Consider the following 25823-nt stretch of genomic DNA (forward strand, 5'->3'; position numbering starts at 1 on the left):
CATCCATGACCGCACACACGATGAAACAAGTTCTGACCATTGCCGGATCCGATTCCGGCGGCGGCGCCGGCATTCAAGGCGACCTCAAAGCCATGTCGGCCCACGGCGTATTTGCCCTCTCGGTCATCACCGCCATCACGGCGCAGAACACGGAAGAAGTCACGGACGTCTTTGAATTGCCGCCCTCGATCATTGCCGCACAACTCGATGCGGTCTTCGACGACTTCGATATCTCCGCCGTGAAAACCGGCATGCTCTCGTCCACCGCCATCGTGGAACTCGTGGCCAAGATGCTGGCCCCGCAGAAGGTGGCCAATCTGGTGGTCGATCCGGTCATGGTCTCCAAGACCGGGCATGCACTGCTGAAACCGGACGCGATCGAAGCCATGAAGAAGCTCTTGTTCCCGCAGGCCCTCGTCGTAACGCCCAATATTCATGAGGCGCAGCAGCTCTCCGGCCTCGCCATCGAAAATATCTCCGACGCCCGGCGTGCCGCCAAGATCATCCACGGCTTCGGCAGCAAGTATGTCCTGATCAAAGGCGGCCACTTGCCCGCCGACCGCGCCACCGATCTGCTGTACGATGGCCGCTTCTTCAACATCTACAAAGGCGAGTTCATCGACACCCCGCATACACACGGCACCGGCTGTACGTTTGCCTCGGCGCTGGCCGCGCAACTCGCCCGTGGCAAGTCGGTCCCAGACGCGGTGCAAGCGGCCAAGACCTATCTCACCGAAGCCATTCGGCACAGTCTGGCGATCGGGCATGGCACCGGTCCCACCAATCACTTTTACTTTCTCGAATCGTAGAGGTCCCGCATGCTAAGGCTCCCTGGTCGTCCGGTTACCTTTCTCCTGACAGGCTTCGCCTGGCTTCTCCTGGCCTCGCTGGTCGGCATGGCCATTCTGGTCGGACTCGTGCGCGGAACGCCGCTGCCCTCGTGGCTGCGTCTGGCCCACACCCATGCGGCGCTGGTCGGCGGCGTCGCCCAAATGATCCTGGGCGGATTTCTGGTCTTTATCCCCCCGCTGCTCATGACCGGGCAACACCGGAAGGAATCCCATCCGGTCCTGTTTCTGGCCATCAACGCCGGCGCGCTCGGCATGGTGGCGGGGTTCGGTCTCGGCAACTATCAGATCGTTGGCGCCAGCGGACTGCTCGTCGTGGCCGCATTCCTCTGGATCGCGCGGGACGCCTGGACGCAGGCCCGCAAGAGCCTGAACTCGCCGCCATTGAATCTCTGGTTCTACGCCATCGCCCTGTTCGCGCTCTTGGGAGGACTCGCCTGCGGGGAAACCATGGCCTTCCGGTTCACCCAAGAGTCCTACGGATACGTCAGGCTGGCCCATATCCATCTCAATATTCTGGGCTTCATCTCGCTGGCCATCGTGGGCACGATGCACAACCTGCTCCCAACCGTGCTGAATGCGCCGCTCTATAGCCCTAAACTGGCGCGCGCGGTGTTGTTCCTGTTGCCGCTCGGGCTCGCGCTGCTGATCGGCGGGTTCCTGAACTCGTCTGTGATCGTCGAAATGGCGGCAGGGGGGGTGCTGGTCGTCACAGCCACGCTCTACGCGGTCAATCTGTTCCGCACCTGGCTGGCATCCAGCCACAAGGGCAGCGCCGCCTCCGACCACCTGCTCATCGGCACGTTTTTTCTGCTGGTCACCCTGGTGCTCGGCACCCTGGTTGCCGCCAATAATCTCCACGAACAGCCCATCATGCCCTTCGGCTCGCTCCACCTGGTGGCCTACACGCATATGGCGCTCATCGGCTTCATCTTGCAAACCATCATCGGCGCGCTCTCGCACCTTCTTCCGATCACCCTGGCGGTGCGCCGCGTCCAGAGCAATAAAAAGCGCGGCGCCTATCTCGACCGGCTCACGGCCATTATCAACCGCTGGCGCACGATTCAGATCATGGGACTCAGCCTGGGGACGATGGGACTGGCACTCCTCGCCTCGCTGACCTGGAATGTGCCGCTCTCGTCGCCGACGATTCAGATCGCCACCTGGTCCTGTGTTGGCCTCTTGCTCGGCAGCCTGACTCTCTTCTCCGTCAAGCTCGTCGCCCTGTTAGGCGCATCCCCTGAAGAAGACCAGCCCGCGTCAACCTAAAGAGCCCCGCAACCACGGCCACCACTCTGCCAGAGTCTCGCTCATGACGGAACACACGCTTTCCTTTATCGATCCACAAGGGCATCGCGTCGCATCGGTGCTCGCCATCCCCGACGGGGGCACCGATCGGATCGCGGTGCTCTGCCACGGGTTTCTATCCGGGAAACACAGCACCACGAACAACATGCTGACCAGGCTGCTGGAGCCTCACGGCATCGCCACATTCGCCTTCGACTTCTTCGGACAAGGCGAAAGCGAAGGCCCCTTTGAAGTCCTGACCACCACGCAGGCGATCGGCCAGGCCATGGCCGCGCTCGATCTCGTCCGGCAAAAAGGCTTCGCGAAAATCGGCCTGATGGGCTCCAGCTTCGGCGGCCTCGTGGCGACGCTGGCCGCCGCGCAACGCAATGATCTGGCCTGCCTGGCCCTCAAATGTCCGGTCGTCGACTTCGCAGAAGAGCTCCGGCTGACATTCGGCGACCGCGAACTGGCCCAGTGGAACGCGACCGATACGATCCCCAATATCATAGGCGGCACCGATCGCATCCGGCTCCGGTACAGCTTTTATGACGACTGCCTGCGGCAGATTGCCTACGAGCCGGCTCAGGCCATCACGGCCCCGACGCTGATCGTCCAAGGCGATCAAGACGAATGTGTCCCTCTGCACCAAAGCCGCCGGCTCTATGACGCGCTCCGCGTCACGAAACGGTTGGAGCTGCTGCCCGGAGCCGATCATCAATTCACCAAGGCCGAGGACTTTCGCCGCATGACGACGCTCATCGCGGATTGGCTGGCCTCCCATCTGAGATGATCACCACCGACGAACGGCACGGCACCCTGCTGGCGCTCTATCCCCTCTTCAAGGAAGAAGTCTACCGCCGCCGCCATGAGATGATGCGCTGGACGGCGTTTGGGTCAGCCGGATCGATGGCTATGCTCTTGGCGCTGCTATTAAGCCCGCACGCCAGCCGGCTGACATCCCTGGAGACCTTGCTCGCCGGTCTCGCCGGCCTGATCTGGTGTGGCTTATTCTGCGCACTGATTCGGCAACAAGAGAACCGCCATCGGCAAGCCAAGCAAGTCCTGATTCATCTCGAGCAGGCGCTGAATCTGTACGCGGAAGGCATCTTTGTGGAGGATCACTCGCTCTACCCACAGACCTGGGCAAGCGACTGGACACGAGACAAGACCGGTCTGCTCTACTATGGCACGCTCGGCACATTGACTGCCCTCGTCCTGCTGGCGCTCGTCATCACCTAACGAACGCGTCCCTCCAGGATGCTCAACTAGGCGATCCAACTAGGCCGCAGCCGACGACAGCACCGCAGGCGTACCCTCTGGGGTACGTTGAGGATGTTGTCAAGGCGAGAACGACGTTGGGGATCGTTTTCAGCAGTCCACTATGATTTGGCGCAGCGAAAGCCCGTATAACTATTGCGTGTTTCAGGCGGCAACTTGAACCGTCCGTACGTCAGCAGGTATTTGGGCAAGTCCGACCAGGACCCGCCGCGCAGCACTTTGAACTGGCCCTGCTCAGGCCCTTGCGGATTGTGCTCCGGCGAGCCCTCGTAATAGTTCGCCGCATACCAATCCTGCACCCACTCATTCACATTGCCCGCCATGTTGAAGAGACCGTACGGACTCCGCCCCGCGTCATAGACCTGCACCGGCATCAACACCTGGCTGTAACTGAACCGCGCACCCAGCGCGAAATTCGCCACATCCTTGCTCGGCACGTGATTGCCCCAGGGATACAACCGCCCATCTGTCCCGCGCGCCGCCTTTTCCCACTCGGCTTCGGTCGGCAAGCGCTTCCCTTGCCACTGGCAATAGGCCTCGGCGTCGTACCAATCCACGCCGATGATCGGGCGATCCCGATGCTGCGACAGCTTCACCGTCTCCCACAGCCAGGGAGCCGGACGGCCGGTCGCGGCGAGAAAGGCCGCGTACTGCGCCGTGGTGACTTCATACAAATCCATGAAGAAGGCCGGCATCCAGACCTGATGCTGGGGCCGCTCATCATCAAGCGCCTGCGTCCCATCCGATCCCATGGCGAAGGGCCCTTCGGAAATCTTAGCCATCGGGGTGTCGGCGGGAGCCGGTTGCTCCAGAGCCTGTGACCGCCTGAGCCGGTCCAGCTGCGCGCTTGCATGAGTTTCAAGCAGGAGAAAGAGAAGGATGGTCAAAACGATCATCCCGCAAGAAGGCAGGAAGAGTGAACGCCGAGGCGCACGCGGTTGGTACGTTGAGGCGTTCTCACGACCGAGAACGAAGCTGGGGATCGTTTTCACCATCCTGTCCTCAATGGATGATGCCGCCAACCACCCAATGCCGATCATCCGGCACATCAATCAGCAACCTGGTCAGATTCATCTGAGCCAGCTGCGCGGCAATTTCATCTTCCGTAAACGCGGCCAGCAGCGAGTGGTAGAAGTCCCGCCGGAGAATCTCCGGCGCGCCCGATGCGTACCGATCCACGATAGCCTGTGCCTCTTCCGGTGATTCCGGCCTCAAGAGGTCCATGATCAGGACCGGCGAGCCGGGTCTCACAATCATTCGCAGTTTGTGCCAGAACTGCAATGGATTGGGCAGATGATGGAGCAAACTATTGGAAATGGCCGCGTCGGCTTGACTGGCCCCGGCCAGCTCTTGAAACCGTTCACACCTGAACGCCACGCGATCAGACAACCCGGCCTGGCGAACGGCCGTTTCCGCCAGCGCGATCATCGGACGCGAGGCATCAATACCCGTAATCCGGCAGGCTGGCAGCAGCCGAGCCAGCCGCACAGGAATATCGCCAGGCCCGCAGCCCACATCCACGATATGGCCCTGCGTGCAGTCAGGGAAGTAGTCACGAAACCGTTCGACGAAGCCCTGATTCTCCGCCGAAAAATCCGCCTCCGCATAGGCCAGCGCCTGCGCGGGATCATCCATCAATTCCGGTTCAAGGATCCGTTCCACCCGCCCTCCTCATGGCTCACCGCTTGACCGAATCCGTGCGGCTTGCTATACAGACGCCCGTAGGGGATACCATCGGCACTCATCACTAGAAAGGGGACTATCGTGAACAAGCAAGACCTCATCGATGTCGTCGCCAAGACCGCCGACCTTTCCAGAGCCTCCGCGGCTCGCGCCGTGAAGGGCATGCTGTCCGCCATTACCACGAGTCTGAAGAAAAAGCAGAGCGTCTCGCTGGTGGGCTTCGGCACCTTCAAAGTCAGCCACCGCGCCGCGCGCACCGGACGCAACCCCCAAACCGGCAAGGCGATCAAGATCAAGGCCGCCAAAGTGCCGAAATTCAAACCCGGCAAAGCGCTGAAAGACTCCGTCAACTAGCGTCTTCTCGACAAGACCACGACCGAAGGCTAGGCGCCCGAGCGCTTAGCCTTCGTCTTCATCGGGCCTTGCTCGACCCGCACCTTATCTCCAGGCCTGACCACGCCTTCACTCAATACCCTGGCATAGACGCGGCTCCAGCCGGGATTATGCTTCTGCGAAATCCGGTTGTACTCCCCCTCGCGAAACCACCGGGCATTGTGGTCGCACGGCACGGTATAGCTCATAATCTCCAGCCGCACCTCCGGCCCAATTGACACCCGCGCTCCGGGCCGCATCTGCTCCCACTCCACCCCCGCCAGCGTCAGATTCTCCCCCGACGCACCCGGATCGATCGGATGGCCTTCGTCCTGCAGCCGTTCGATAAGATCGAGCGAGAAGAGACAGACCGCGCGATCGGCCCCTCCATGGAATTTCCTGTTCCGCTGCCGGTCTCCCTCGACACCCTGTGCGGTCACCCGCGCTTCCAACACCGGCTTCTTCGGCACCCCGCCGTCCGACACACTGATCTGATGCACATGAGGATAGGATGGCCGTCCGCTGCTCATGGCCTAGCGCCCCCCTTCGCACGGTTCAGCCCGAACCAATTCCAGCGCCACCCACCCCTCCTGCTCGCGCCGAGCCGCCAGATAGAGGCCCAGCGCCGCATAACGCGCCACCACTTCAGCCTCTTGATCGGCCAGCACGCCGGACAACAGCAGCCGGGCACCGGCCAGCCCATAGGCGGCAAGTTCATCGGCCAGCAGCAGCAACGTCTGGCGATCAAGATTCGCCAGCACTAAATCAGGCCGGGCCTCCCCGCCAAGATCTTGCAGCGTCCCGCAGATCACTTCCAATTCAGAGCCAAATCGATTCTCCCGCGCATACTCGCGCGCGCACTCCACGGCCACAGGATCGTTCTCAACCTCGACCGCCGACCGCGCCCCCAGCCGCAAGGCCGCCATCGCCAGAATCCCGCTGCCCGCTCCGACATCCAGGACCAATTCCCCTCCGCGAATCAGATCCTCCAGCCATTCCAGCAACATGCGCGTCGTCGCATGATGGCCGGTGCCGAACGCCTGCTTGGGATCCAGGATGATCTCCAGCTGATCGAGCTGAAGCGCAACCGGTTCCCAACTGGGGCGGATCACGATCCGCCGCCCGACAAGCAGCGGCTTCACCGACTGCGCCCACTGGCGGTTCCAGTCCTGATGCGGCAGATCCCCCACGTGCACGGCCCCGCTGCTTCGCCCTGACGGATCGAGTTGATCGAGGGCCGCTCGGACCCGCCCCAGTTGCTCCCCGCTCCAATGACCGCGAGACCAATAGAGATGGGTGACGCCCTGATCCTCCCAGGCACCCTGCACATGCGGATCGTCCAGTAGCCCGAGCAATTCCCCTGGATCAATCGCACTCTGAAAACTGACGTCGACCCACTCATGCGTCATGGTTCCTCACACACATTCAATTGACGAGCACGAGCCCTTCCCAGTATGGTCGAGCTCATCGTGACGACCAGCCAATCCACCACCTCACGCGAAGACACACTCACTCGCTTACTCCGGCGCGGCGAACGCCTGCACCAACGAGGCACCGCAGCCAGCGCCAGGCTGTCCCGCTGGCGTGGGGTGCTATTTCTCATCGGCCTGCTCGTCACTGTAGGCTTCTACCGGCTCGGACAATACGAGGCCGGCAACTGGTCGCTCGTACTCTTCCTCATCGGCTTTCTCACGATCGCCGCGTATCATAACAGGCTCGAACACCGGATTCATCGGCTCGGCTTATGGGCCAGCGTGAAGCGAGGCCATCTCGCTCGCCTGCGCCTCGACTGGCAGGCCCTTCCCCCCTGCCGGCCTATCGCAGCCGAGGGACACCTCTACGCTAAAGATCTTGACCTGGTCGGACCCCATTCCTTGCTGCACCTTCTCGATACCTCGACCTCCACCCAAGGCCGCGAGCGACTCGCCTCCTGGTTGCTGGAACAACCACCCGCGGAACAGGCCTGGGGCAACCGGCAACGCCTCGTCCGTGCACTCGCCAGGATTTCCATCTTCCGCGATCGCCTCACGGTCGAAGCCCAACGGATGGGCGAAGCGGAGATCAACGGCCACCGACTCTCCGCCGTCTTACAGCATCACGTGCATCTTCCTCATCTGCGCATCCTACTCCCCCTACAAGCCCTGCTGGCCGTTACCACGCTCGGCCTCGGATTCGCCGCCTTGCTCAATCTCCTCCCGGCCTATTGGATGCTGTCATTTGGGATCTATGCCCTGATCTTCTTGCAGACCGATCAGGGAGAAGAATTGCTCGAACATGCCGTCGGGCTCCATCATGAAGTCGAGAAGCTGGGAACCGTGCTGCTCTTCCTGGAACAGCGCGCCCGAACACCGGAATCGGCCCTTGCCGAGACCTGTCGCGCCCTCACAGTGGCAGACACCGCTCCGTCCGCCTTGATTCGCCATCTCGCGCGCGTGCTCCACGGCGTCAGCGTGAAGGCCCATCCGCTCGTCCATTTGGTCCTGAACGCCCTCTGTCCCTGGGATCTCTTCTTCACCTTCCGGCTGCAACAATTCCAGCGTCGGCTGCACACACTGCTGCCCCTCTGGCTGGATTGCCTCGCCGAAGTTGAAGCGGCCTCAGCGCTCGCCTCCTTTGCCTATTTGCATCCAGCCTATAGCTGGCCCACACCGGTCAACACCGTGGGAGTGACCGGCACCGCACTCGGCCATCCCCTCATCCAGCCAGATCATCGTGTGATGAACGACTTCACCCTAACAGGCCATGGCAGCATCCATCTGGTCACCGGGTCAAATATGTCCGGCAAGAGCACCTTTCTACGAACCCTCGGCATTAACCTCTGCCTCGCACAAGCTGGTGCGCCAGTCTGCGCGACCCGCTTTGAATGGGCCTGGAGCCGCCTCGCCTGCTGTATTCGCGTGAATGATTCACTGGACGCAGGACTCTCGTTCTTCTATGCCGAGGTGAAGCGGCTGAAGACCATCTTAGAGACAACCCGTGAGAACGCGGCTCCGCCCGCACTGTTCCTAATCGACGAGATTTTCAAAGGGACGAATAACCGCGAACGGCTCATCGGCAGCCGTGCCTACATCGAAGGCTTAGCCAAAGGGAATGGGTACGGACTGGTGACCACGCACGACCTGGAACTGACCGACCTAGATCGATCCATTCCAGGGCTCACCAACAGCCACTTTCAGGAAACCGTTGCCGACGGCACGCTCACCTTCGACTACCGCCTCCGCCCGGGCCCCTGCCCGACCACGAACGCGCTCAGGATTATGGAATTGGAAGGGCTGCCGGTGCCGAAACCGCTCCCCTGAGAAATCGGCAGGCACGCAGGGCTTAGACCAGCAGAAACACACAGGCGGAAGGAACGAACGTCCCTTCCGCCTGACTGATACCGGAACCAACGGACCTGAGCCCCTACTTGGGCATGTACTTCACGATATATTCCGACAGCTCCTCGGCAATGTCTTTCAACGACGGTTTGAAGATCATATAGGTCTTGATCTTGTCGTGGCGGCCTTTCCATACAATCGCGCCATTAGCCCCATCGATCAGGCGCACGCCCATTCCCACCTTCCCAAAGCTATCCCCTTCCGCACGGCCATATTCCCAATTGTTAATTTTTGGGACCAGCAACGCCTCAGCCTGCACCAGCTGACCGAGCTTCGCCGCCATCCCCGGATCAGATTGCCCCGTCGTGTCCAGCTTGGAGTAGTAGGCCGCCAGCAAATCGCTCGCGTCTTTGGCCGAGAAGGCGCCGTTCACTTGATCAGGATTCACCACCGATTCATACCGCCCGGACTTGCTCAACGCACTGACCAGCACCGCCTGCGAAGACTCCCGCGCCCCCTCGTAGGCCCCCACCATCGGCGGCAACACCGCAATCGTTTTCGGCTTGAACGTGGCCGCTGACGGCCCTTCCCACACTTCCTGCAAGCCGCCGCAACCCGTCATGACGAGAAGCCCGACCCCAACCATCCCTGCCAGCATCTTCCTCATGTTCAACGCTCCCTCATGAAATTACAGATGGTCTGGCCTAGAACGTCATCGCCACTGTTCCCGATGCCAACGCTCCCCGTTCACGGAAGTCGTAGCCGCCGCCCACATCCACGCGCAGCGCCCACAAACGAAGACCGAAGCCAGCCGTCGGCGTGATATACGAATTGGCATCCGCCGTATTCTTGAAGGCGCCCGCCCGCAGCGAGAACATTTCCGAGAAGATCGTCTGTTCCGCACCAACGCTCAGCACCTGGCTCTTCACCCCAGGGGTGAGTGTGCGATTCGAGGTGATATCCATATCTGCGGTCAGGGTCAGTGTCTCCCAGGGATTCACCGCCACACCACCGCGCACCTGCGGCTCCAGCTTGAATTGCTGCCCCGGCGTTTTCGTGTCAAAGGAGGGCGCATTGATATCCTTCGCCACAATCCCCATGCGTAGCCAGGACGACGGCCGATAGACCGCACCCACATCGATCCCAAACGCGGTCGAGAGCTTCGCCTTACCAAGACTGTCCGTGATATCCACATCCCCGTTCGTCACCGTGGCGGTGCCATTATATGCGGCACCTTGGATCAATTTTCCGGTCACCCCAATTGCGAAGGTCCGATCCGCAAACGCATAGGCATAAGAAAATGTCGCCTGACGCGCTTCCAGCCCTTGCAACGCTAATTGACCACTCACGCCTATCGTCCCCCCATTGTTAACAGCAGTCAGCCGAGTTGGAGCAAACATGCCCGCTGTAGCAACATCGGCTACACTGACGCCAAATGCATGATCGCCAAAGTACCCCTTGATGTAGAGACCGCCCGCACCGATAGCGGAAACCGAGGCTCCCGGACGATTGATCTTGTCCACCAAAGACTGGAGTTGGTTAAGGTTTGCAACATTGTTCTTATCTAGTTTATCGATTTGATCCAATGTATCTTTCACGCCCAACCGATCAATTCCTTGAGCGGCGACTCCAATCCGGATATCCACCGTCTTTGTCATCGCCAAGCCGGCCGGATTCCAGTACGTCGCAAAGGCATCGGTCGTGACGGCCACGCCCGCCCCGCCCATGCCCGCCGCTCGCGCACCGACCGTCGCAAACTCAACCGCCTGACTTGACGTCACCCCACACAGCCCGCTCGCAAGCGCGAGATAACTTACGACCGCAAGTTTCTTCATAACCACTCCTCCCTACTTATTAAGTGGAGGGCCTCACCACCATGAGACGACAATTCCTTGAACAATGCCTCTCACGAGAACACCCTCATTATCCTCGCGAGCACATTTAACGGCAGCATATTCTCATAGGTTTTGGCGAGATACCACCAAAAAGAATGGGGCCGAATAGCCCTAGAGCATGTGCGATATCACAACACCATAAAATCACAAATACCTTAAGTTGCACGGAGCCCGCCAGGCCATCATGGCCTGGCGGGCTCATGGATCTGTACTTCAGAACGTGCGTCACACCACTCGTTGCCTTCTTGAATCCAAAGCCTCACTACGGAATAACCCACACCTGGAAAGCACGCCCAGAGAGATCCTGGGTTGTTAGCCCAAGGCCCGAGCTTGTCACCGTCCGACCTGCTCCAGGTGGAGCCACTGTAAAGAAAGTACTCACAGCGGACGTAACAAGATCTATATCGACGTAATCAAACGTCACACTCCCTCCGCCATTGGGAATCGTCCCCCGGACAAACTCGATACTCTCAGCAAGCTGCCCTGCCGGCAGCGTCCAGGCCGCGAGCACATTCCCACCAGAAAGACCCGCCACTGTGACCTGACCAGCTGTTGGACTTGTGAACACTGGGAACACACTGGGAAACTCTGTTGATAAATATGGACGTTTAGGCAATGTGACTTGATACCCCGTTCCGTTCAGTGGAACATCATCGCTCAAATCAGATGGAGTGCCGTTGTCATCGTAGAACACAAACGTATACACCTCGTTATCGCCAAAATTCGCGTTCTGTATTTCTTGGTCCGTCAGTGGCAATATGTTGTACCGATCATTACGCCGAAGCGGCGTGGTAACTCCTTGATACGGCGGGGCCGCGACGCCCGGGGAAGCGCCGTTTTGGTAATTCACCAACAACAACCCTGGTGAAACGCCATCTGCTCCACCTTTGTTTCCCAATCCCCTCCCCGTGACAACGGCATAACCGATACCGGAACCAGCCGGCATAAACGTATCGATAAACCACAGCCCTGAGGTCGTGCCCCCCCCTGCATTTGAAGCCTGCGCTTGCACACCGGCGTCGGCAATCCATTGATTACCGATCGACTTCCAGGTCGAAACATTGTTGACCGTCACCTTATTCAACTGCCACTCTGCCACGGTACTTGGGATCCGATTCTTTTGCTTGACCGTAAGCTTTACTCTCGCATTAGTGGGTGCATTGGAGGGAGTAAACGATAATGGGGTCAATGCAAATGTGACCCCAATATTTTGAGCGTCAAGAAACTCGGCGGCAAACTCAGAATAGGTTGCTCCGCTAAACCGAAATCCTTGCGCGTCGAAGAGCGCAAGCAACTGGGCATCATCGGAAGCAGGAACTCTAGTGGCAAACAAGCCCTCCAATGTTCTAAAACCTTGGGCAATCTGGTCATAATCACTCACCCCGGCTGCATCGATCACCGTGATATCCGCAATACTGGCAAGATTATCGATGATCTCCTGATTATTGATGAGGTTCGTGATAATAACCGAAAGGGTTGGATCGTTGGGATCAGGAGCCATTCTCACAATATCCAAGGCCTCATCAATCCCAGTGCCATTGGCCTCAAACGAAGCACGCAACAAATCCACGGTGCCATCGAGACCGACACCTTGAAGCAATGGCAGCAGGCGATTCCTCAATTGCTGTTGAGCGCTGGTGAGCGCTTGCGGAGTCAAACTGCTGAAATTGCCACTACTGTAATAATTCGCAGCAATTGTTCCCGCGATGTTCCCTATAATCAAATTAGTAAAAGGCGTAATGTTGACGTTGACAGTCCCCGCTGCCCCCACATTATCAATACCCGAAAAGTAGGTGACGCTAGCACCACCTACCATACCTTCCGCGCGCAACATAAACGGCGGCGTGAGGCCCGTCACATCCATGGAATACTTACCCGTAGCTGCTAGATCTACCGCTACGGCTCTTTCGACAGGAGGGAGGCTGCTATCTTTAACCGTCACAGTCCCAACCAACGGAGCCCCACCCGCGACAGTACCAGTAATCGTCTTCGTCGCAGCCACAGGAGTTACTCCAGGACTCGTCCCGGAGACTGAACTATCGCCTCCCCCGCTGCACGCCGCCAGCAACATCGCCAGACAGATCAACAGCCCTGCTTTCGCTGTTTCCAGTTTCATAACGCCCCCCTTTTGCTCAACTGTCCACACACGATAAGACTGCCACTTTCCCCACCTCAGCAATTTCTAAACCAACTGGCATAGCACGCACCTTCACTTCGGCCAATCTCGCAAGCCACACATCCGAACTGCCAATTCATCAGCCCACGGCACATAGCGCCATCCGTCGTTCAACATGTTTCACTGCACTCTTTGAATCCATTTCAATCCAGCCTGAATCTAAAAGTGCTCACGATCATTTCTATCGCAACACCAGTAAATTTCATGACCGAACCATCGGGCGCCGACTATCCCGCAACACCTCACCAAACGACAACCCCACAGAAGGCGTACGCTAAAGCGCGTACACACTTCACGCCTCGACTATTACAACCATTACGTATGTACAAAGTGCTTGGAGCGGAGAGAAAGAAGGAGGGGGAGAAGGGAGCGTCCCACATCTCGAAAACAGCCGTGCGACCCTCGCATATATGTTTTTCTTACTTAGTAGCGGCTCGCACCGCGAAGAGAGCTGCAGCGGTCCGCCCTTCCACTCCTAACTTGGCGTAAATCCTCTGCAAATGCTTCTGCATGGTACGGGGACTGATCCCCAGTTGCCGCGCTAAGTCTTTGGTCCTATCCCCGTGCGTCAGAAGCCCCAAGACCTCCCGCTCTCGCACGGTGAGACTCTCCAGTTTTTGAGTCATGGCTGCGCAGCTCCATATTCGCACGAGACAATAGCCAGCATTACCCCAGATTGACCGGCACACTGGATACCATTACCCCAGGCATCTACCAGCGTCTATACGCCTATCGGCGTACGACGCTTCCAGATCGCGAGAATGCTTCTGGCACAACGGTCTTGGAACCAAGAACGGAATGGGACATTCCCCTGCGACTCGCACGACTCCCTCGCGCACGCTTGAGACTCTCTGCGCTAGAAACTCATCTCAGGTTGGCGCAATTCGTTTTCTACCTGTCGCTACGCAAGAGACTCTTTAGCCTTCTGCAGGGATACAGACTCCACTCCATGACGGCACTCGCCCGTTGTATGGATTGGTGAAATGAGAATGTTGTCCGAATGGGACGGGGAGGGAGAGAGATGGCCACACAATCCGTCGAAAACTCGTGGATCAGGCAGCCTGAGAGACCATACTTCCTGAGCATTGTCGCACCCAGCACGGCGTTGCCTTCCTCGGCAAGGATCGTCGCGAATGCATGAGACTCATCAGACACGCAGTATTCACAATCCATCAGGCCCTGGCAATCGGTCCATCAGCCCCTAGGACAACTATCTAATATTGCCAGGCCAACGGGGCAGCAGCATTGCCCTCGCGCACGCTTGTCCGTATAGTGCCATGTTTATGAGATCCTTCACCTGCAGCACCTTTATTTGCCTCGCCATGAGGCTTGCCATCAAGATCCTCTATCGCGTCACGGTGCTTGGCCGGGCCAACGTGCCGCAGACCGGCGGCGCACTGCTCGTCCCCAACCATCTGTCGTTCATCGATGGCTTTCTGCTGATCGCCAGCCTCGACCGGCCCGTTCGCCTCGCTGTCGATGCCGCCTGCGCCACCCAACCGCACTTCCGATGGCTCATGGCCGCCCTCGGCGTCATTCCCATTCCATTCTTCGGCGACCAGTCAGCTACCCTACACGCACTCCGCACAGCCGGTGACGCCCTCGACCAGGGCGAGATCGTCTGCCTCTTCCCAGACGGGCCTGCAGCTACGACCAACGCCGGACTATCCTTCGGACAACGGTTCGAGCACCTGGTCAAAGGCCGGACCGTGCCGGTCATTCCGGTGCATCTGGACCGGATCTGGGGGAGTCTCTTCAGTTTTGTGAACGGCCGGTTCGTCACGAAATGGCCCGAGCGGATTCCCTATCCGGTGACCGTCTCCTTCGGAGCCCCGCAGCCCGCGGAGACGCCGGCCCATGACATTCGGCGGCTCGTGCGCGAGTTGGGCGAAGCCGCCTGGGGGTTGCGCAAAGCCGATCAACAGCCCATCCACCGGCCGGTCATTGCCGCCTGGCGCCGCCATCCGCTCACCTTCGCCATGGCAGACGCGGCGCGCCCGCACATCACGGGGCTGAAGGCCGTGATCGGAACCATCTCCCTGGCACGCGCCATGACACATCATTGGGAAGGCCAGCGCCAGGTGGGGCTGCTGCTGCCGCCCAGCGTTCCCGGCGCGCTGATCAACGTCGCCGCCGCCCTCGCCGGAAAAACCAGCGTGAACTTGAATTACACCGTGGGGCGCGCGGGGCTCGAATCGGCCGTCACGCAAGCCGGACTCAAGACGGTGCTCACTAGCCGCCAATTTATCGACAAAGCCAAGCTCGACATCCCTGGCGGAGTCACCATCCTCTATCTGGAAGATATCGCCAAGACAATCGGCGGCGGCGCAAAGTTGGCGGCTCTGCTGCTCGGGCTCTGTGCGCCGATCGGTCTGCTGGAGCGGGCCTGTGGCCGCACGCAGCCGATCAACCTGGACGACCTCGCCACCATCATCTTCAGCAGCGGCAGCACCGGCGAGCCCAAGGGCGTGATGCTGTCACACTTTGCCATCAACTCGAACGTCGAGGGCGCGGCGCAAGTCCTCCACGTCAGCCAGGCCGACCGCGCCTTGGGCATCCTCCCCTTCTTCCATTCCTTCGGCTACATGCTGCTGTGGTACTACACCCGCCACAATGTGGGAATGGTCTTCCATCCCTCGCCCCTGGACGTCGCCGCCATCGGCGAACTCTGCAGCACGTACCGGGTGTCGCTGCTGGTGGTGACGCCGACGTTCCTCCAACTCTATCTGCGCCGTTGCACCCCGGAACAGTTCCGCTCCTTGCGCGTCGTGCTGACCGGCGCGGAAAAACTTCCGCTGCGGCTCGCGCAGGCCTTCCAAGACAAATTCGGCATCACACCGGTCGAAGGGTATGGCGTCACGGAATGCGCGCCGGTCATATCTTCCAACTGCCCCGACTTCCGCGCCGCCGGCTTCTACCAGGCCGCCTCGCGGCGCGGGACGGTTGGCCAGCCGTTCCCCGGCGTGTCCGTGCGCATTGTCGATCCCGATACCTGGGCCGTCCTGCCCCCCGGCCAGCCCGGCATGCTGCTCGTCAAGGGCCCCAACGTCATGAGCGGCTACCTGGGGCGGGAGGACCTGACGGCCAAAGCCATGAAAGACGGGTGGTACATTACCGGGGACATCGCCACGCTCGATGAAGATGGATTTCTCACTATTACCGACCGGCTCTCCCGCTTCTCGAAAATCGGCGGCGAGATGGTTCCGCATGGCAAGGTCGAAGACGCGCTGCAACAGGCAGCCGGCGCCGAGACGCAGGTCTTCGCGGTCACCGGCCTGCCGGACGAGAAAAAAGGCGAGCGGCTGGCCGTGCTCTACACCCTCGACGAAGCCGGCCTCCCCCAGGTGCTCGACAAACTGGCCGCCATCGGACTGCCCAATCTCTTCATCCCCGCGAAAAGCCAATTCGTGAAAGTCGAGGCGCTGCCGGTTCTCGGCACCGGCAAGCTGGATCTGCGCGGCATCAAACGCATCGCAATAGAACGGCTGCAAGGACCTGAGGTGTGAGCCATTGCCTCCCGAGGGAGGAAATGCGTTATAATCGGCTTCCCGCTATCGGACGACGGTCGCCCCTGGCATCCAAACCGATGCGTGATCGCAGGCCCCAACGATTTCTGCCATGAGAGGACTTACCATGCGCGCCATTCTGATCGCTCTCTTCGCACTCATGTCCAGTGTTGGCTCTTCCGCCTGGGCCTATGAAGAAACCGCCGTGGCTGAGGGAGGCACCCTCACCGGCACCGTCAAGCTGGAGGGAGCGATCCCCAAGCCGAAAGGCTACAACTTGACCACCCTGCCCGACCCCTTCTATTGCGGCCGCATCTCCGATGGCGAAGGCTGGCGCATCCTGCAGCCGTTCAACGTCGGACCGGCCGGCGAGTTCCGCGAGGTGGTGGTCTATCTCGAAGGCATCGAGAAGGGCAAACCCTTCGACGTGGGCGGCGTGCCGCAGATCGAGGCCAAGGACTGCCTCTTCCTTCCGTTCACGACCGTCGTGCGGGATGAGCAGAAAGTGACCGTGGTCAACATGGATCCGGTCATGCACGACATTCAAGCCTATGAAACGTCGAATTTAGGCGCGCGCGTGCTCTTCAACGTGCCGCTGCCGATGAACCCGCAGCATCCGCGCAACTTCAAGGATCGCACCGAAGCCGGCATGTATCACAAGCACATGGCCGGCCCGCCGATGAAGCAATTGGTCAATCTCAGCAAGAACCGGCGGATTTTCGTGATGCAATGCGGCTTCCATGCCTACATGGAGAGCTGGGGCGTCGCCGTCACCAATCCGTACTATGCCAAGACCGATGAGCAGGGCCGGTACACCATCACCGATGTGCCGCCAGGCACGTACAAGCTGGTCGTGTGGCACCCCTATATCCGCACCGCGACCGAGCAAACCGTGACCATTGGCCCCAAGGGAACCGTGGAAGCCAACATCGCGGTCCCGGCACCGACGGGACGGCTCTACGCCAACGAAGTGCTGGATCATGCCTACGTGCGCTACAACGTGACCGAGGGCGCGAAGAAAGAAATCGATCCGCTGGTGGAGAAACAGGATCACCCGGCCGGGCACAACTAGAAAAGACCGGGCACGAAACCACTCGCGTCCAAGAAGAACAAGGCTTAGAGAAACAAAGAGGCCGCCGGGGCAACCCGGCGGCCTCTTTTGTTTTTGGCTTTCCTATCCTGCCTAGGCTTGAGTCCGTCCTGCATAGCGTCCAAGCGTGGCGACGAACGGGAACCGGAGCATCATGAAGAGATTCAAGCAGACCGGCGGCCCGAGGTGTTCCAGGCCGATCTTCATCCCCAGTTGTCCCAAGGCTGGCTCAGCACAGTAGGTCCCGAAGAGCCGGTCCCACCAAGGCACATTAAATCCGTAGTTGCTGTTCGTCTCCCGCCTATCCGTCGAATGGTGAATGCGGTGCATGTCCGGCGTGACAATGACCCAGCGGAGCGCGCGATCAAGCCCCAGCGGCATCCGCACATTGCTGTGGTTAAACAACGCCGTGGCATTCAGCACGATCTCAAACGCGACCACCGCCAGGGGAGCCACCCCGAGCACCAGCACCGCCGCGCTCTTCACCAGCAGCGAGAAGACCATCTCCACCGGATGAAACCGCACCCCGCTGGACACATCCAGATCCAGGTCAGAATGATGCATCATATGAAAGCGCCAGAGGATCGGAACCAGATGAAACACCTGATGCTGCCAGTAGATGATGAAGTCCAGCAGCACCACCGCCAGGCCCATTTCAAGCCAGGCCGGCCCGTCGACCCAATTCAACAGACCCCAGCCCCGCTCCTGCGCCAGAGCCGCCATCGCCACCACGCCGCCAGAAAACAACAGCCGCGCAATGACCGTATTCAAGGCCACAATCGTGAGATTGCCGCCCCAGCGGCAGAACTTCGACGCCGTCAACGGGCGGCGCGGCGCCAGCCATTCCCACATGGCCATCACGCCCAGCACCGACAGATACGAGCCCATACGAATCAGGTCTTGAGACGCCATATAACTCCTCTCCTCGACAGAGTGAGCGCCCTGCGGATGGTAAGAGACACCGTGGATTGAATGGATTCAGGCTGGCAAACAGACCGATCAAGAGTCTCTGGGCCATCGCTTCCCGCCATTAGGATGACACCTGGCGTGGCGCAAACATGATGATCGCCATGCCGCAGAGACAGACCGCGACGCCGACCCAATCCCATGGGGAAGGACGCACCCCGTCAACGAGCCAGAGCCAGACGATGGCAACCGACACATAGACCCCGCCATATGCGGCATAGACACGCCCGGCGGCGAGCGGATGCAGCGTCAACAGCCAGGCAAACACCACCAGACTCGCTGCAGCGGGAAACAACACCCAGATCGAAGCGTCCTTCTTCAGCCATAAATAGGGAAGATAACACCCGACAATTTCAGCGACCGCAGTAGCCACGAACAGTGCGACGGTTTTCAGTTCCAACATCAGCAGATTGTCCTTTGCCCCCCTTAATCTCTTCCTCAGACCCGGGCAGCCACCTTTATATTCCTTCGACAGACTGAAGGCGCAATGATTCTTACGCGTATACCAGGACTTGTCAACGCGGAGGATCGCTCAGACGATATTTCTTCGGCAAAACGACAACGGCGGGTGTGGCCACGCCACATCCCGCCGTTGCGACACTTGACGCCAGCCCTGCGGCTGACGCGGTTGCCCTTATGTTCTGAGAGAAAAGGAGAAGGTGGTCTGACGTGCCGCCTGATAGGCCACAAGCATGCTGCCGTTGAGAATCGTTGGGCTCGGCGGCGCAGCCACAGGATCTGCCTGCTCGGCAGACTCGGCGTCCCGCTCGCCCCCTGCGTCTTTCCCGAGGTCCTCACGCAGTTTCTTGAGAAAATCGGGGAGGTACTTCTTCGTCTTTTCCACATCCAGCCGGCTCTGCTCCAGCGCGTCCAGGATTTGCCGAACCAATGACGCCGTTGGGTGCGCATCCTGAGCGGGCGCGAGGAGACGAGCCCCGTCTGGCGAGGCCGTCGAAGGCGGGGTGGGCGCCGTGGTACCGGTGGACGGCTGCGGGATCACCGCCGCCGTCGCAGACGCCCCACCCGGGGTAGCCGTCGAATTTGGAAAGGACCCGGTCACCGCTGACACCATCTGCGAGGCAAGCATGGTGACCGACCGCTCCACATCTACGCTCAAGTCCAAGCTCGACAAAGATGAGGCCTGTCCAAACTGCTCGGCCAGTGAAACCGTCTTGGCCAGCGCTGCCTCGTCCTGCCCATTGAAAAATTTACTGAAGATATTCGACACCTTCCGGAAGAGGCCTTCTAAATCATGCACTTCCTGCTCGTTCAAGTCGCCCTCGACCGTCACGCCGTACTGTTGCGACAAGGAGAAGGCTGCGCCTTGTGCGCGGACATCCACCGTCTTCCCGTTCGACTCGGCATGCCCCTGGTAACTGGCGGCCTGGAACCGGGCTTCCAGATCGGCGGAGAGGGTAATCTTGTCTCCCTCCGCTGTCACCACGCTGAGCCGGCCGGTCAGGTCGCTGGCCGTGGAAATGGCGGAGACGTTCGTATCCAGACGCTGGACGCCCTGTGCCGATGGCGCAGGGGCCTGAAAGAATGTGGATGGATCGAATTGTGTGAGCCCTGCAATTGGCATCGGATACTCCCGGATCCCAGATAGCCTGCACCCCGGCCTGTCAATCCTATCGGTACCTTACTAGTTAAACTTAAGAAGGGCTATGATATAGTTGATTCTTGCATAGGCCCTGAGGCATCCCCAAACCAAAGGAGACATCCCATGCGCACACCATCGGCCTCTCTCCTCCTCGCATCGGCCTTCCTGGCCATCAACGTGATCGCGACCGGGTGCTCCGTCAAAGCCACATTCAAGCAAACCACGGATACGACATCGAATGTCACCGGCACGACTTCAGGCCATGCCTGGTGGAATGAGGATGGCCTGCTCCACCCGGAACACAAGGCCATTGCCTTTGTCACCATGAACCAGACCAACCTGCAACACGATATAGCGAAGGGACAGGGAGAGTACCTGACCTCCCTTGGCGCCCTGCTCGGCGTACCGGCGCAGGATCGCCTCGCCTACGGCGCGGACGTACAAGCTCGCTATGCCCTGACACAAGAACCCTCGCAGGACACTCCGGCCGCCTGGCTGACCCTGCTGCAAGACACCGCACAACCCTATCGGCGCATGGCCGACACAACCCCACAACATTAATCATGACGCCCCCCGTTGCCCCGGCTACGGGGCTCCCCTATCGCCGGATCATCCACCCCTCGGACTTCACCGAGGACAGCCACACCGGGTTGGTCCATGCCATCAAACTGACCCTCGCGGCACAGGGAGAATTGTCGGTCATGCATGTAGACCCGGAGGTGGCGCGCGCAGACTTCGAAGATTTTCCCAAAGTCCGCCCGATTCTCGAGCGATGGGGCGCGCTCCCGAAGGGAAGCCGTCGCGAACAGGTCCGCGACTTGGGCATCACGATTAAAAAAACCAGAACCGTCGGCAAAACCCCAGCTGAGGGCATTCTCCGCTACCTCGGCACGCATCCGGCCGATTTGCTGGTGATGTCCACCAATCAATACGAAGGACTCACGCGCTGGCAGCACGCTCCCATCGCCGAACCGGTGGCACGCGGAAGCCACACCGCCACCCTCTTCGTCCCGGCTCACGTTGAAGGATTTGTGGTGAAGGAATCGGGGCAGCCGAAACTGCGCCGCGTGCTCGTTCCCGTCAGCGCCGACTCTCAGCCTCAACTCGCCATCGATACGACTGCCCAACTGGCGGCCGCCTTGGGATGCGACAACCTGACCGTCGTCGTCGTCCATGTCGGAGACGACGACACTCTCCAGTCCATCCGCTATCCCAGCCAGACAGGCTGGCTCTGGCACACGATGACTTGCCGAGGCAATGTGGTCGATGTGATCCTCGGGATGGGCGCGGATTTCGATGTCGATCTGATCGTGATGACCACGGCGAAGCAGCAATCATTGCTCGATATGATGCGTGGCAGCGTCACCGAGCGGGTCTTGCGTGGCGCCCGCTGCCCCCTGCTGGCCCTACCGGTCTAACAGGCCTCGCACCGCCAGCGTTTCATCGATCCGGCTCTCCCCGCCGTGCTTTCCCATCACGGTGCGGACAATACGTCCCTCTTTGATGACCAGAAAGTTCGTCAGCACCGAGGGGATTCTCGGCCCCGGCAGGATGACGCCGGCGAGATTCAGCGGATCCACCGCCGACAACTTGATTTCCTGAGAGATTCCAAACCCGCTCTTGCGCAACGCGCGCAATGACTCAAGGGCTTCCGGCAAGGCAAATTGCTCTCCGACAAACCCGGCCACGAAACGCCCGCCGCGCACCTCGCCCTTCATCTCCATTCTCCGGTACGCCACCAGCAAATCCCGCCAGGACTGTACCAGCGTCTCCCGCGCCAGCAGATCGCGAAACACCACGCCATACCGGCGCAAGAGCTGACGGGCGACTTTTTCCATGTAGCTGATAGGCGATGGCTGATGGCTGATAGCACTTCGGAGCAATGACCACCGCCCGGCTGCGTGACGTGGACGGCGCAGCCGCGCCCGCCCCTCTGCCCGGCGCCGCTGCGGATCCATGAGCGCCCGCAGATTATCGAACCCGTCGGCCGTCACAAGGCCGGCAGCCACCAGTTCCCACAACCCCTCTTCCACTTCCGTCGGAAGATGGTGCGTCAGCCGCACCAAGTCGGCAAAGAAGCTGGCCCCTCGCTCACGCAAAACCCGAAGCAGATTCTGCCCCACGGCACTCACCAGCGTAGAGGGATCTGTCCAGGAAGACACAGCCCGATCCTGCACCGCCTCCATCAGCCACTCCCCTTCCTCTCGCGGAAAGAGGGTGATCGGCGCCACGCTGGTGGGAACAATCCGGCGTGCCCGATCGAGATCCCCTGATGGCATCAGCCGCGGGTGGCGAGATAACCGGCCCCAACTCACGGCCCCGCTCAAACACAGGCGGTCCAAGAGCTCCGGCTCAAACTTCGCCAGCCGGCTGCGCAGCAGCTGCGGCTCCCACGCCGCCGCCGCCGCCTCAAATCCCGCCAACTGCGCGATGACCTCGGCAAGCCCCGCCTCCCCATGCATCCGCGCGCCCGGCGCCACATGCTGCCAGCGCAGCAGAAACGACATGAAATCGGCCGCCGTTACCGGCTCAATCTCCTTGCGCAGGCGGCCCAGCGTGAGCCGGTGAATGCGCGCGAGGAGGCGGCGATGGCACCATTCTTCCGCTCGCGCGGCAGGCGTGAGGCAAGAGGCCTGGGGCAAGGGGCAAGAGCTGATTCCCTCACCACTAACCTCTAGCCCCGTGCCCCGTGCCAGGCCTTGAGGCCGGAATTGGCCGCGTAGGACTTGGCCCATCGCCTCCAGCCTCAACATCGATCCATTCACGGCATCGGAGGGCAGATGCAGCCGGGCAGCGAGGGCGGCGACCGTCGTCGGCCCGATGCTTTCCATCCAGCCCAGAACGATGGCATCGAGCGTGGTGTCATCACCATCGGCAAATACCCGTTCAATCCCGTCCCGGTTCTCCGTCGCCACCCACCCCCTCGCCTCTCGCCCATCGCCTCTCGCCTGCACAAAAACCACACGTCCAGATTCGATCAAGACCGGCACAAACGCCGCCCATGGCTGCATCTGGTCATCGGGCAGCCACACCAACGTGAGCACGGCATCGTGCAACTCATCGGGATCGCGCACGACCGGCCACGATTCCCGCTCCACTTCTTCAATCGCCTCGGGATCGAGCGCACCCACCTGGCCAAGCAATGCCGGCGGCAGGGTCCGCCGCATCTCCACCGCCCGCGCCCGCCGTTCTTCCAATGGCGCGTCATCGAGAAAGGCATAGGGATTGGCATTCAGAATTTCGTGCGAGAAGGGAGAGGGTGCCGGGGTATCGACCGCCACGCAATGGATGCGGCCCGCCTCGATGTCTGCCAATACGCTCGTGAGGCCGTCCAGATCCATGGCCTCCGTCAGGCAATCCCGCAGCGTCTCCTTGACCAACGGATGATCGGGAATCTGCCGCGCCGCCCGCGCCCCGGTGAGATTCTCCTGGCACGCAATGGCATCGGGGAAGACCGCGGCCAGCAAATCCTCGGCTTTCATGCGTTGAATCTGCGGCGGCACCTTTTTCCCGTTGGAGAATCGCAGCAGCGCGAGCGCCCGCGAGACGTTCCATCGCCAGCGCGTCGTGAACATCGGCGCGAGCAAGACGGCCTGAATCAGCACGTCCCGCACGGAATGCGACTGGAGATACCCGAACACGGACTCCAGCGGGAAGCTGTGTTTCTCACCCAGCGAGATCACCAAGCCGTTATCCGTCGCCGCCGCTTGCAGCTCGAAATCGAAGGTGACACAAAAGCGTTTCCGCAGGGCGAGGCCCCAGGCCCGGTTGATCCGCCCGCCGAACGGCGCGTGGATCACCAACTGCATCCCGCCGCTTTCGTCGAAAAACCGCTCGGCGATAATCGTCCGTTGCGTCGGCACCGTCCCCAGCGCCGCCAGCCCCGCCGTCACATAGGCCACCGCCTGCTCCGCGCCGCGCTGGTCGAGCGCACATTCGTGGCGAAGCCAGGCCATGGGCAAGAGGCGAGAGGCGAGAGGCAGGTGAGAAACATCCTCTCCACCTCGTGCCTCTGGCCCCGCGCCACTAACCCGCTGCGCGATCGCTTGCCGCAGAGAAGCCACCTCCGCAGAAAGTTCCGCCGTCCTCGACGGGGCCTCGCCCCGCCAGAAGGGGATATTCGGCGGCGCCCCTTGCGCATCTTCAACACGAACTTTGCCCGCTTCGATCCGCTGAATCCGCCACGAGGTATTGCCGAGCAACATGATGTCGCCGGCCAGGCTTTCCACGGCAAAATCCTCGTCCACCGACCCCACGACCGTGCCGTCCGGTTCCGCCACCACCGCATAGTTGGCCGTATCCGGAATCGCCCCGCCTGACGTGATGGCTGCCAGTCGCGCCCCGCGCCGCCCCTTGATCCGGCGGTTGATCCGGTCATGATACACATAGGCATGGCCCCGGCCTCGTTGGGTCGCAATCCCATCGGATAACATCCGCACCACCTGATCAAACTCTTCCCGCGACAGATTCCTGTACGGATAGGCCCGCCGGCAGAGGGAAAACAAGTCGTCTTCCGTCCACGTCTGACTCGCCGCCGCCGCGACGATCTGTTGCGACAAAATATCGAGTGGCGCGATCGGCACCTCGATGCGGTCCAACGTCCCCGCCCGAATAGCGCGAACAAGCGCGGCGCATTCCAACAACTCGTCCCGCGTCATGGCAAAGAGTCGGCCTTTTGGAACGGCCTTGATCCAGTGACCGGCACGACCGATCCGCTGCAGCGCCGTGGCAATGGCCCTCGGGGAGCCGATCTGACAGACCAGATCCACCGTCCCGACGTCGATGCCTAATTCCAGCGAAGCCGTGGCAATGACCACGCGGGTCTTGCCAGTCTTGAGCCGCTCTTCGGCATGCAGACGAATCTGCCGTGACAGGCTGCCGTGATGCGCCGCCACCACGCCGGGGCCCAAATCCTGGAGGCGTTCTTCCAGATAGTGCGAGACGCGCTCCGCCAGACGTCGAGTATTGACGAACACCAGCGTCGAGCGATGCTGCCGGACCAATTCGGCCACGCGGTCGTAGACATCGGACCAGACTGTATTCGTAGCAATCGCGCTCAGTTCATCTTTGGGCACCTCCACCGCGAGATCGAGTTCGCGGCGATGGCCGACATCAATGATCATCGGGCGTTGGCGAGCGCCCACCAGAAACTCTGCAACCAGTTCAATAGGCCGTTGCGTGGCCGAGAGCCCGATGCGCTGCGGCTTGGCCAATGTGAGCGCGTCAAGCCGCTCCAGTGACAAGGCCACGTGCGCGCCGCGCTTGTTCGGCGCCAGCGCATGGATTTCGTCCACGATCACCGTCCGCACGGTTTGCAGCATCCGGCGGCTTTTGTCGGCGGTCAGGAGAATGAAGAGCGACTCCGGCGTCGTGACCAGAATATGCGGCGGCCGCTTCAGCATCTGCTGCCGGTCCGCCATAGGCGTGTCCCCGGTGCGGACCAGTACGCGTAGTTCGGGCATGAGCAGCCCGGCCTGTAGCGCGGCCTGGCCGATCTCCGTCAACGGCTTCTGCAGATTCTTCTGGATGTCGTTGCTCAGCGCCTTCAGTGGCGAGACGTACAACACCTGGGTGTGGTCGTCGAGTTCGCGGGCGAGAGCTTGTTTGAAGAGGGAATCGATACAGGACAGAAACGCGGCGAGCGTCTTCCCCGACCCGGTCGGCGCGGCAATCAGCGCATCCGCACCGGATTGAATGGCCGGCCAGGCCTGCACCTGGACATCGGTCGGCTCACCAATCTGCGACCGGAACCAATCGGCAATGAGGGGATGAAACGTGGAGAGGCTCACAAGCTGTCATCCT

At 60.6% G+C, this 25823-nt stretch carries 21 protein-coding genes; 10 read left to right on the plus strand and 11 right to left on the minus strand.

Annotated features, from left to right (window positions below; all coding sequences use genetic code 11):
- The first annotated feature begins 5 nt into the window (after nt 1-5).
- The 4 genes from thiD to RI101_00545 are packed head-to-tail and all read left to right on the plus strand — an operon-like array spanning nt 6 to nt 3377.
- Nucleotides 6-809, plus strand: a complete 804-nt coding sequence (gene thiD, locus RI101_00530) for a bifunctional hydroxymethylpyrimidine kinase/phosphomethylpyrimidine kinase (GenBank protein ID MEC4888518.1) — start codon at nt 6-8, stop codon at nt 807-809.
- Nucleotides 810-818: 9 nt separating this feature from the next.
- Nucleotides 819-2117: a cbb3-type cytochrome c oxidase subunit I gene (locus RI101_00535; protein MEC4888519.1), complete on the plus strand. Its 1299-nt coding sequence runs from the start codon at nt 819-821 to the stop codon at nt 2115-2117.
- A gap of 43 nt (nt 2118-2160) precedes the next feature.
- Nucleotides 2161-2928: an alpha/beta fold hydrolase gene (locus RI101_00540; protein MEC4888520.1), complete on the plus strand. Its 768-nt coding sequence runs from the start codon at nt 2161-2163 to the stop codon at nt 2926-2928.
- The gene (locus RI101_00545; GenBank protein MEC4888521.1) at nt 2925-3377 is read left to right on the plus strand and encodes a hypothetical protein; all 453 of its coding nucleotides are present in this window, start codon (nt 2925-2927) and stop codon (nt 3375-3377) included. The genes RI101_00540 and RI101_00545 overlap by 4 nt, the downstream gene beginning before the upstream one ends.
- A gap of 140 nt (nt 3378-3517) precedes the next feature.
- Here the strand turns inward: RI101_00545 and RI101_00550 are convergent, their stop codons facing one another.
- The gene (locus tag RI101_00550; GenBank protein ID MEC4888522.1) at nt 3518-4303 is read right to left on the minus strand and encodes an SUMF1/EgtB/PvdO family nonheme iron enzyme; all 786 of its coding nucleotides are present in this window, start codon (nt 4301-4303) and stop codon (nt 3518-3520) included.
- Between the two features lie 115 nt (nt 4304-4418).
- The gene (locus RI101_00555; protein ID MEC4888523.1) at nt 4419-5078 is read right to left on the minus strand and encodes a methyltransferase domain-containing protein; all 660 of its coding nucleotides are present in this window, start codon (nt 5076-5078) and stop codon (nt 4419-4421) included.
- A 102-nt stretch (nt 5079-5180) separates the two neighbouring features.
- Between RI101_00555 and RI101_00560 the strand changes: the two genes are divergently transcribed.
- Nucleotides 5181-5453, plus strand: a complete 273-nt coding sequence (locus RI101_00560; GenBank protein MEC4888524.1) for an HU family DNA-binding protein — start codon at nt 5181-5183, stop codon at nt 5451-5453.
- Between the two features lie 29 nt (nt 5454-5482).
- Here RI101_00560 and RI101_00565 read toward each other — a convergent pair whose 3' ends face one another.
- Both RI101_00565 and RI101_00570 read right to left on the minus strand, forming a co-directional pair.
- Nucleotides 5483-6001, minus strand: coding sequence for an MOSC domain-containing protein (locus RI101_00565; GenBank protein MEC4888525.1), 519 nt, complete (start codon nt 5999-6001; stop codon nt 5483-5485).
- Nucleotides 6002-6004: 3 nt separating this feature from the next.
- Entirely contained in the window at nt 6005-6880 is an 876-nt protein-coding gene (locus RI101_00570) for a 50S ribosomal protein L11 methyltransferase (GenBank protein MEC4888526.1), read from the minus strand.
- Between the two features lie 45 nt (nt 6881-6925).
- Here RI101_00570 and RI101_00575 point away from each other — a divergent pair, with 45 nt between their 5' ends.
- A complete protein-coding gene (locus RI101_00575; protein ID MEC4888527.1) occupies nt 6926-8770 on the plus strand; it encodes a hypothetical protein in 1845 nt (614 codons plus the stop codon).
- 103 nt (nt 8771-8873) lie between these two features.
- Here RI101_00575 and RI101_00580 read toward each other — a convergent pair whose 3' ends face one another.
- From RI101_00580 to RI101_00590, 3 genes are all read right to left on the minus strand, one after another.
- Nucleotides 8874-9455: a hypothetical protein gene (locus tag RI101_00580; protein ID MEC4888528.1), complete on the minus strand. Its 582-nt coding sequence runs from the start codon at nt 9453-9455 to the stop codon at nt 8874-8876.
- Nucleotides 9456-9492: 37 nt separating this feature from the next.
- Nucleotides 9493-10623, minus strand: a complete 1131-nt coding sequence (gene traF, locus RI101_00585; protein MEC4888529.1) for a conjugal transfer protein TraF — start codon at nt 10621-10623, stop codon at nt 9493-9495.
- Nucleotides 10624-10945: 322 nt separating this feature from the next.
- On the minus strand, nt 10946-12799 hold the full coding sequence (locus RI101_00590; GenBank protein ID MEC4888530.1) for a hypothetical protein: 1854 nt from the start codon (nt 12797-12799) through the stop codon (nt 10946-10948).
- A gap of 1337 nt (nt 12800-14136) precedes the next feature.
- On the opposite strand from RI101_00590, the gene RI101_00595 reads away from it, so the two are divergent.
- Together RI101_00595 and RI101_00600 are read left to right on the plus strand one after the other, a co-directional pair.
- Complete coding sequence (locus tag RI101_00595) at nt 14137-16365, plus strand: AMP-binding protein (GenBank protein MEC4888531.1); 2229 nt, start codon at nt 14137-14139, stop codon at nt 16363-16365.
- A 112-nt stretch (nt 16366-16477) separates the two neighbouring features.
- Entirely contained in the window at nt 16478-17437 is a 960-nt protein-coding gene (locus RI101_00600) for a carboxypeptidase-like regulatory domain-containing protein (GenBank protein MEC4888532.1), read from the plus strand.
- A gap of 111 nt (nt 17438-17548) precedes the next feature.
- Here RI101_00600 and RI101_00605 read toward each other — a convergent pair whose 3' ends face one another.
- The 3 genes from RI101_00605 to RI101_00615 form a co-directional block, all read right to left on the minus strand.
- Nucleotides 17549-18367: a sterol desaturase family protein gene (locus RI101_00605; GenBank protein ID MEC4888533.1), complete on the minus strand. Its 819-nt coding sequence runs from the start codon at nt 18365-18367 to the stop codon at nt 17549-17551.
- Between the two features lie 118 nt (nt 18368-18485).
- Nucleotides 18486-18824 (minus strand): YnfA family protein, encoded by a 339-nt coding sequence (locus RI101_00610; protein ID MEC4888534.1) that lies wholly within the window; start codon nt 18822-18824, stop codon nt 18486-18488.
- 231 nt (nt 18825-19055) lie between these two features.
- Complete coding sequence (locus tag RI101_00615) at nt 19056-20003, minus strand: hypothetical protein (GenBank protein MEC4888535.1); 948 nt, start codon at nt 20001-20003, stop codon at nt 19056-19058.
- Between the two features lie 141 nt (nt 20004-20144).
- Here RI101_00615 and RI101_00620 point away from each other — a divergent pair, with 141 nt between their 5' ends.
- Nucleotides 20145-20582 (plus strand): DUF3015 family protein, encoded by a 438-nt coding sequence (locus RI101_00620; GenBank protein MEC4888536.1) that lies wholly within the window; start codon nt 20145-20147, stop codon nt 20580-20582.
- Nucleotides 20583-20584: 2 nt separating this feature from the next.
- Nucleotides 20585-21439, plus strand: a complete 855-nt coding sequence (locus tag RI101_00625; GenBank protein MEC4888537.1) for a universal stress protein — start codon at nt 20585-20587, stop codon at nt 21437-21439.
- On the opposite strand, the gene RI101_00630 is transcribed toward RI101_00625, so the two are convergent.
- A complete protein-coding gene (locus tag RI101_00630) occupies nt 21428-25810 on the minus strand; it encodes a DEAD/DEAH box helicase (protein MEC4888538.1) in 4383 nt (1460 codons plus the stop codon). The genes RI101_00625 and RI101_00630 overlap by 12 nt on opposite strands.
- Nucleotides 25811-25823 lie beyond the last annotated feature (13 nt).

Origin of the sequence: Nitrospira sp. (genome assembly GCA_035968315.1) — a bacterium.
GTDB lineage: Bacteria > Nitrospirota > Nitrospiria > Nitrospirales > Nitrospiraceae > Nitrospira_D.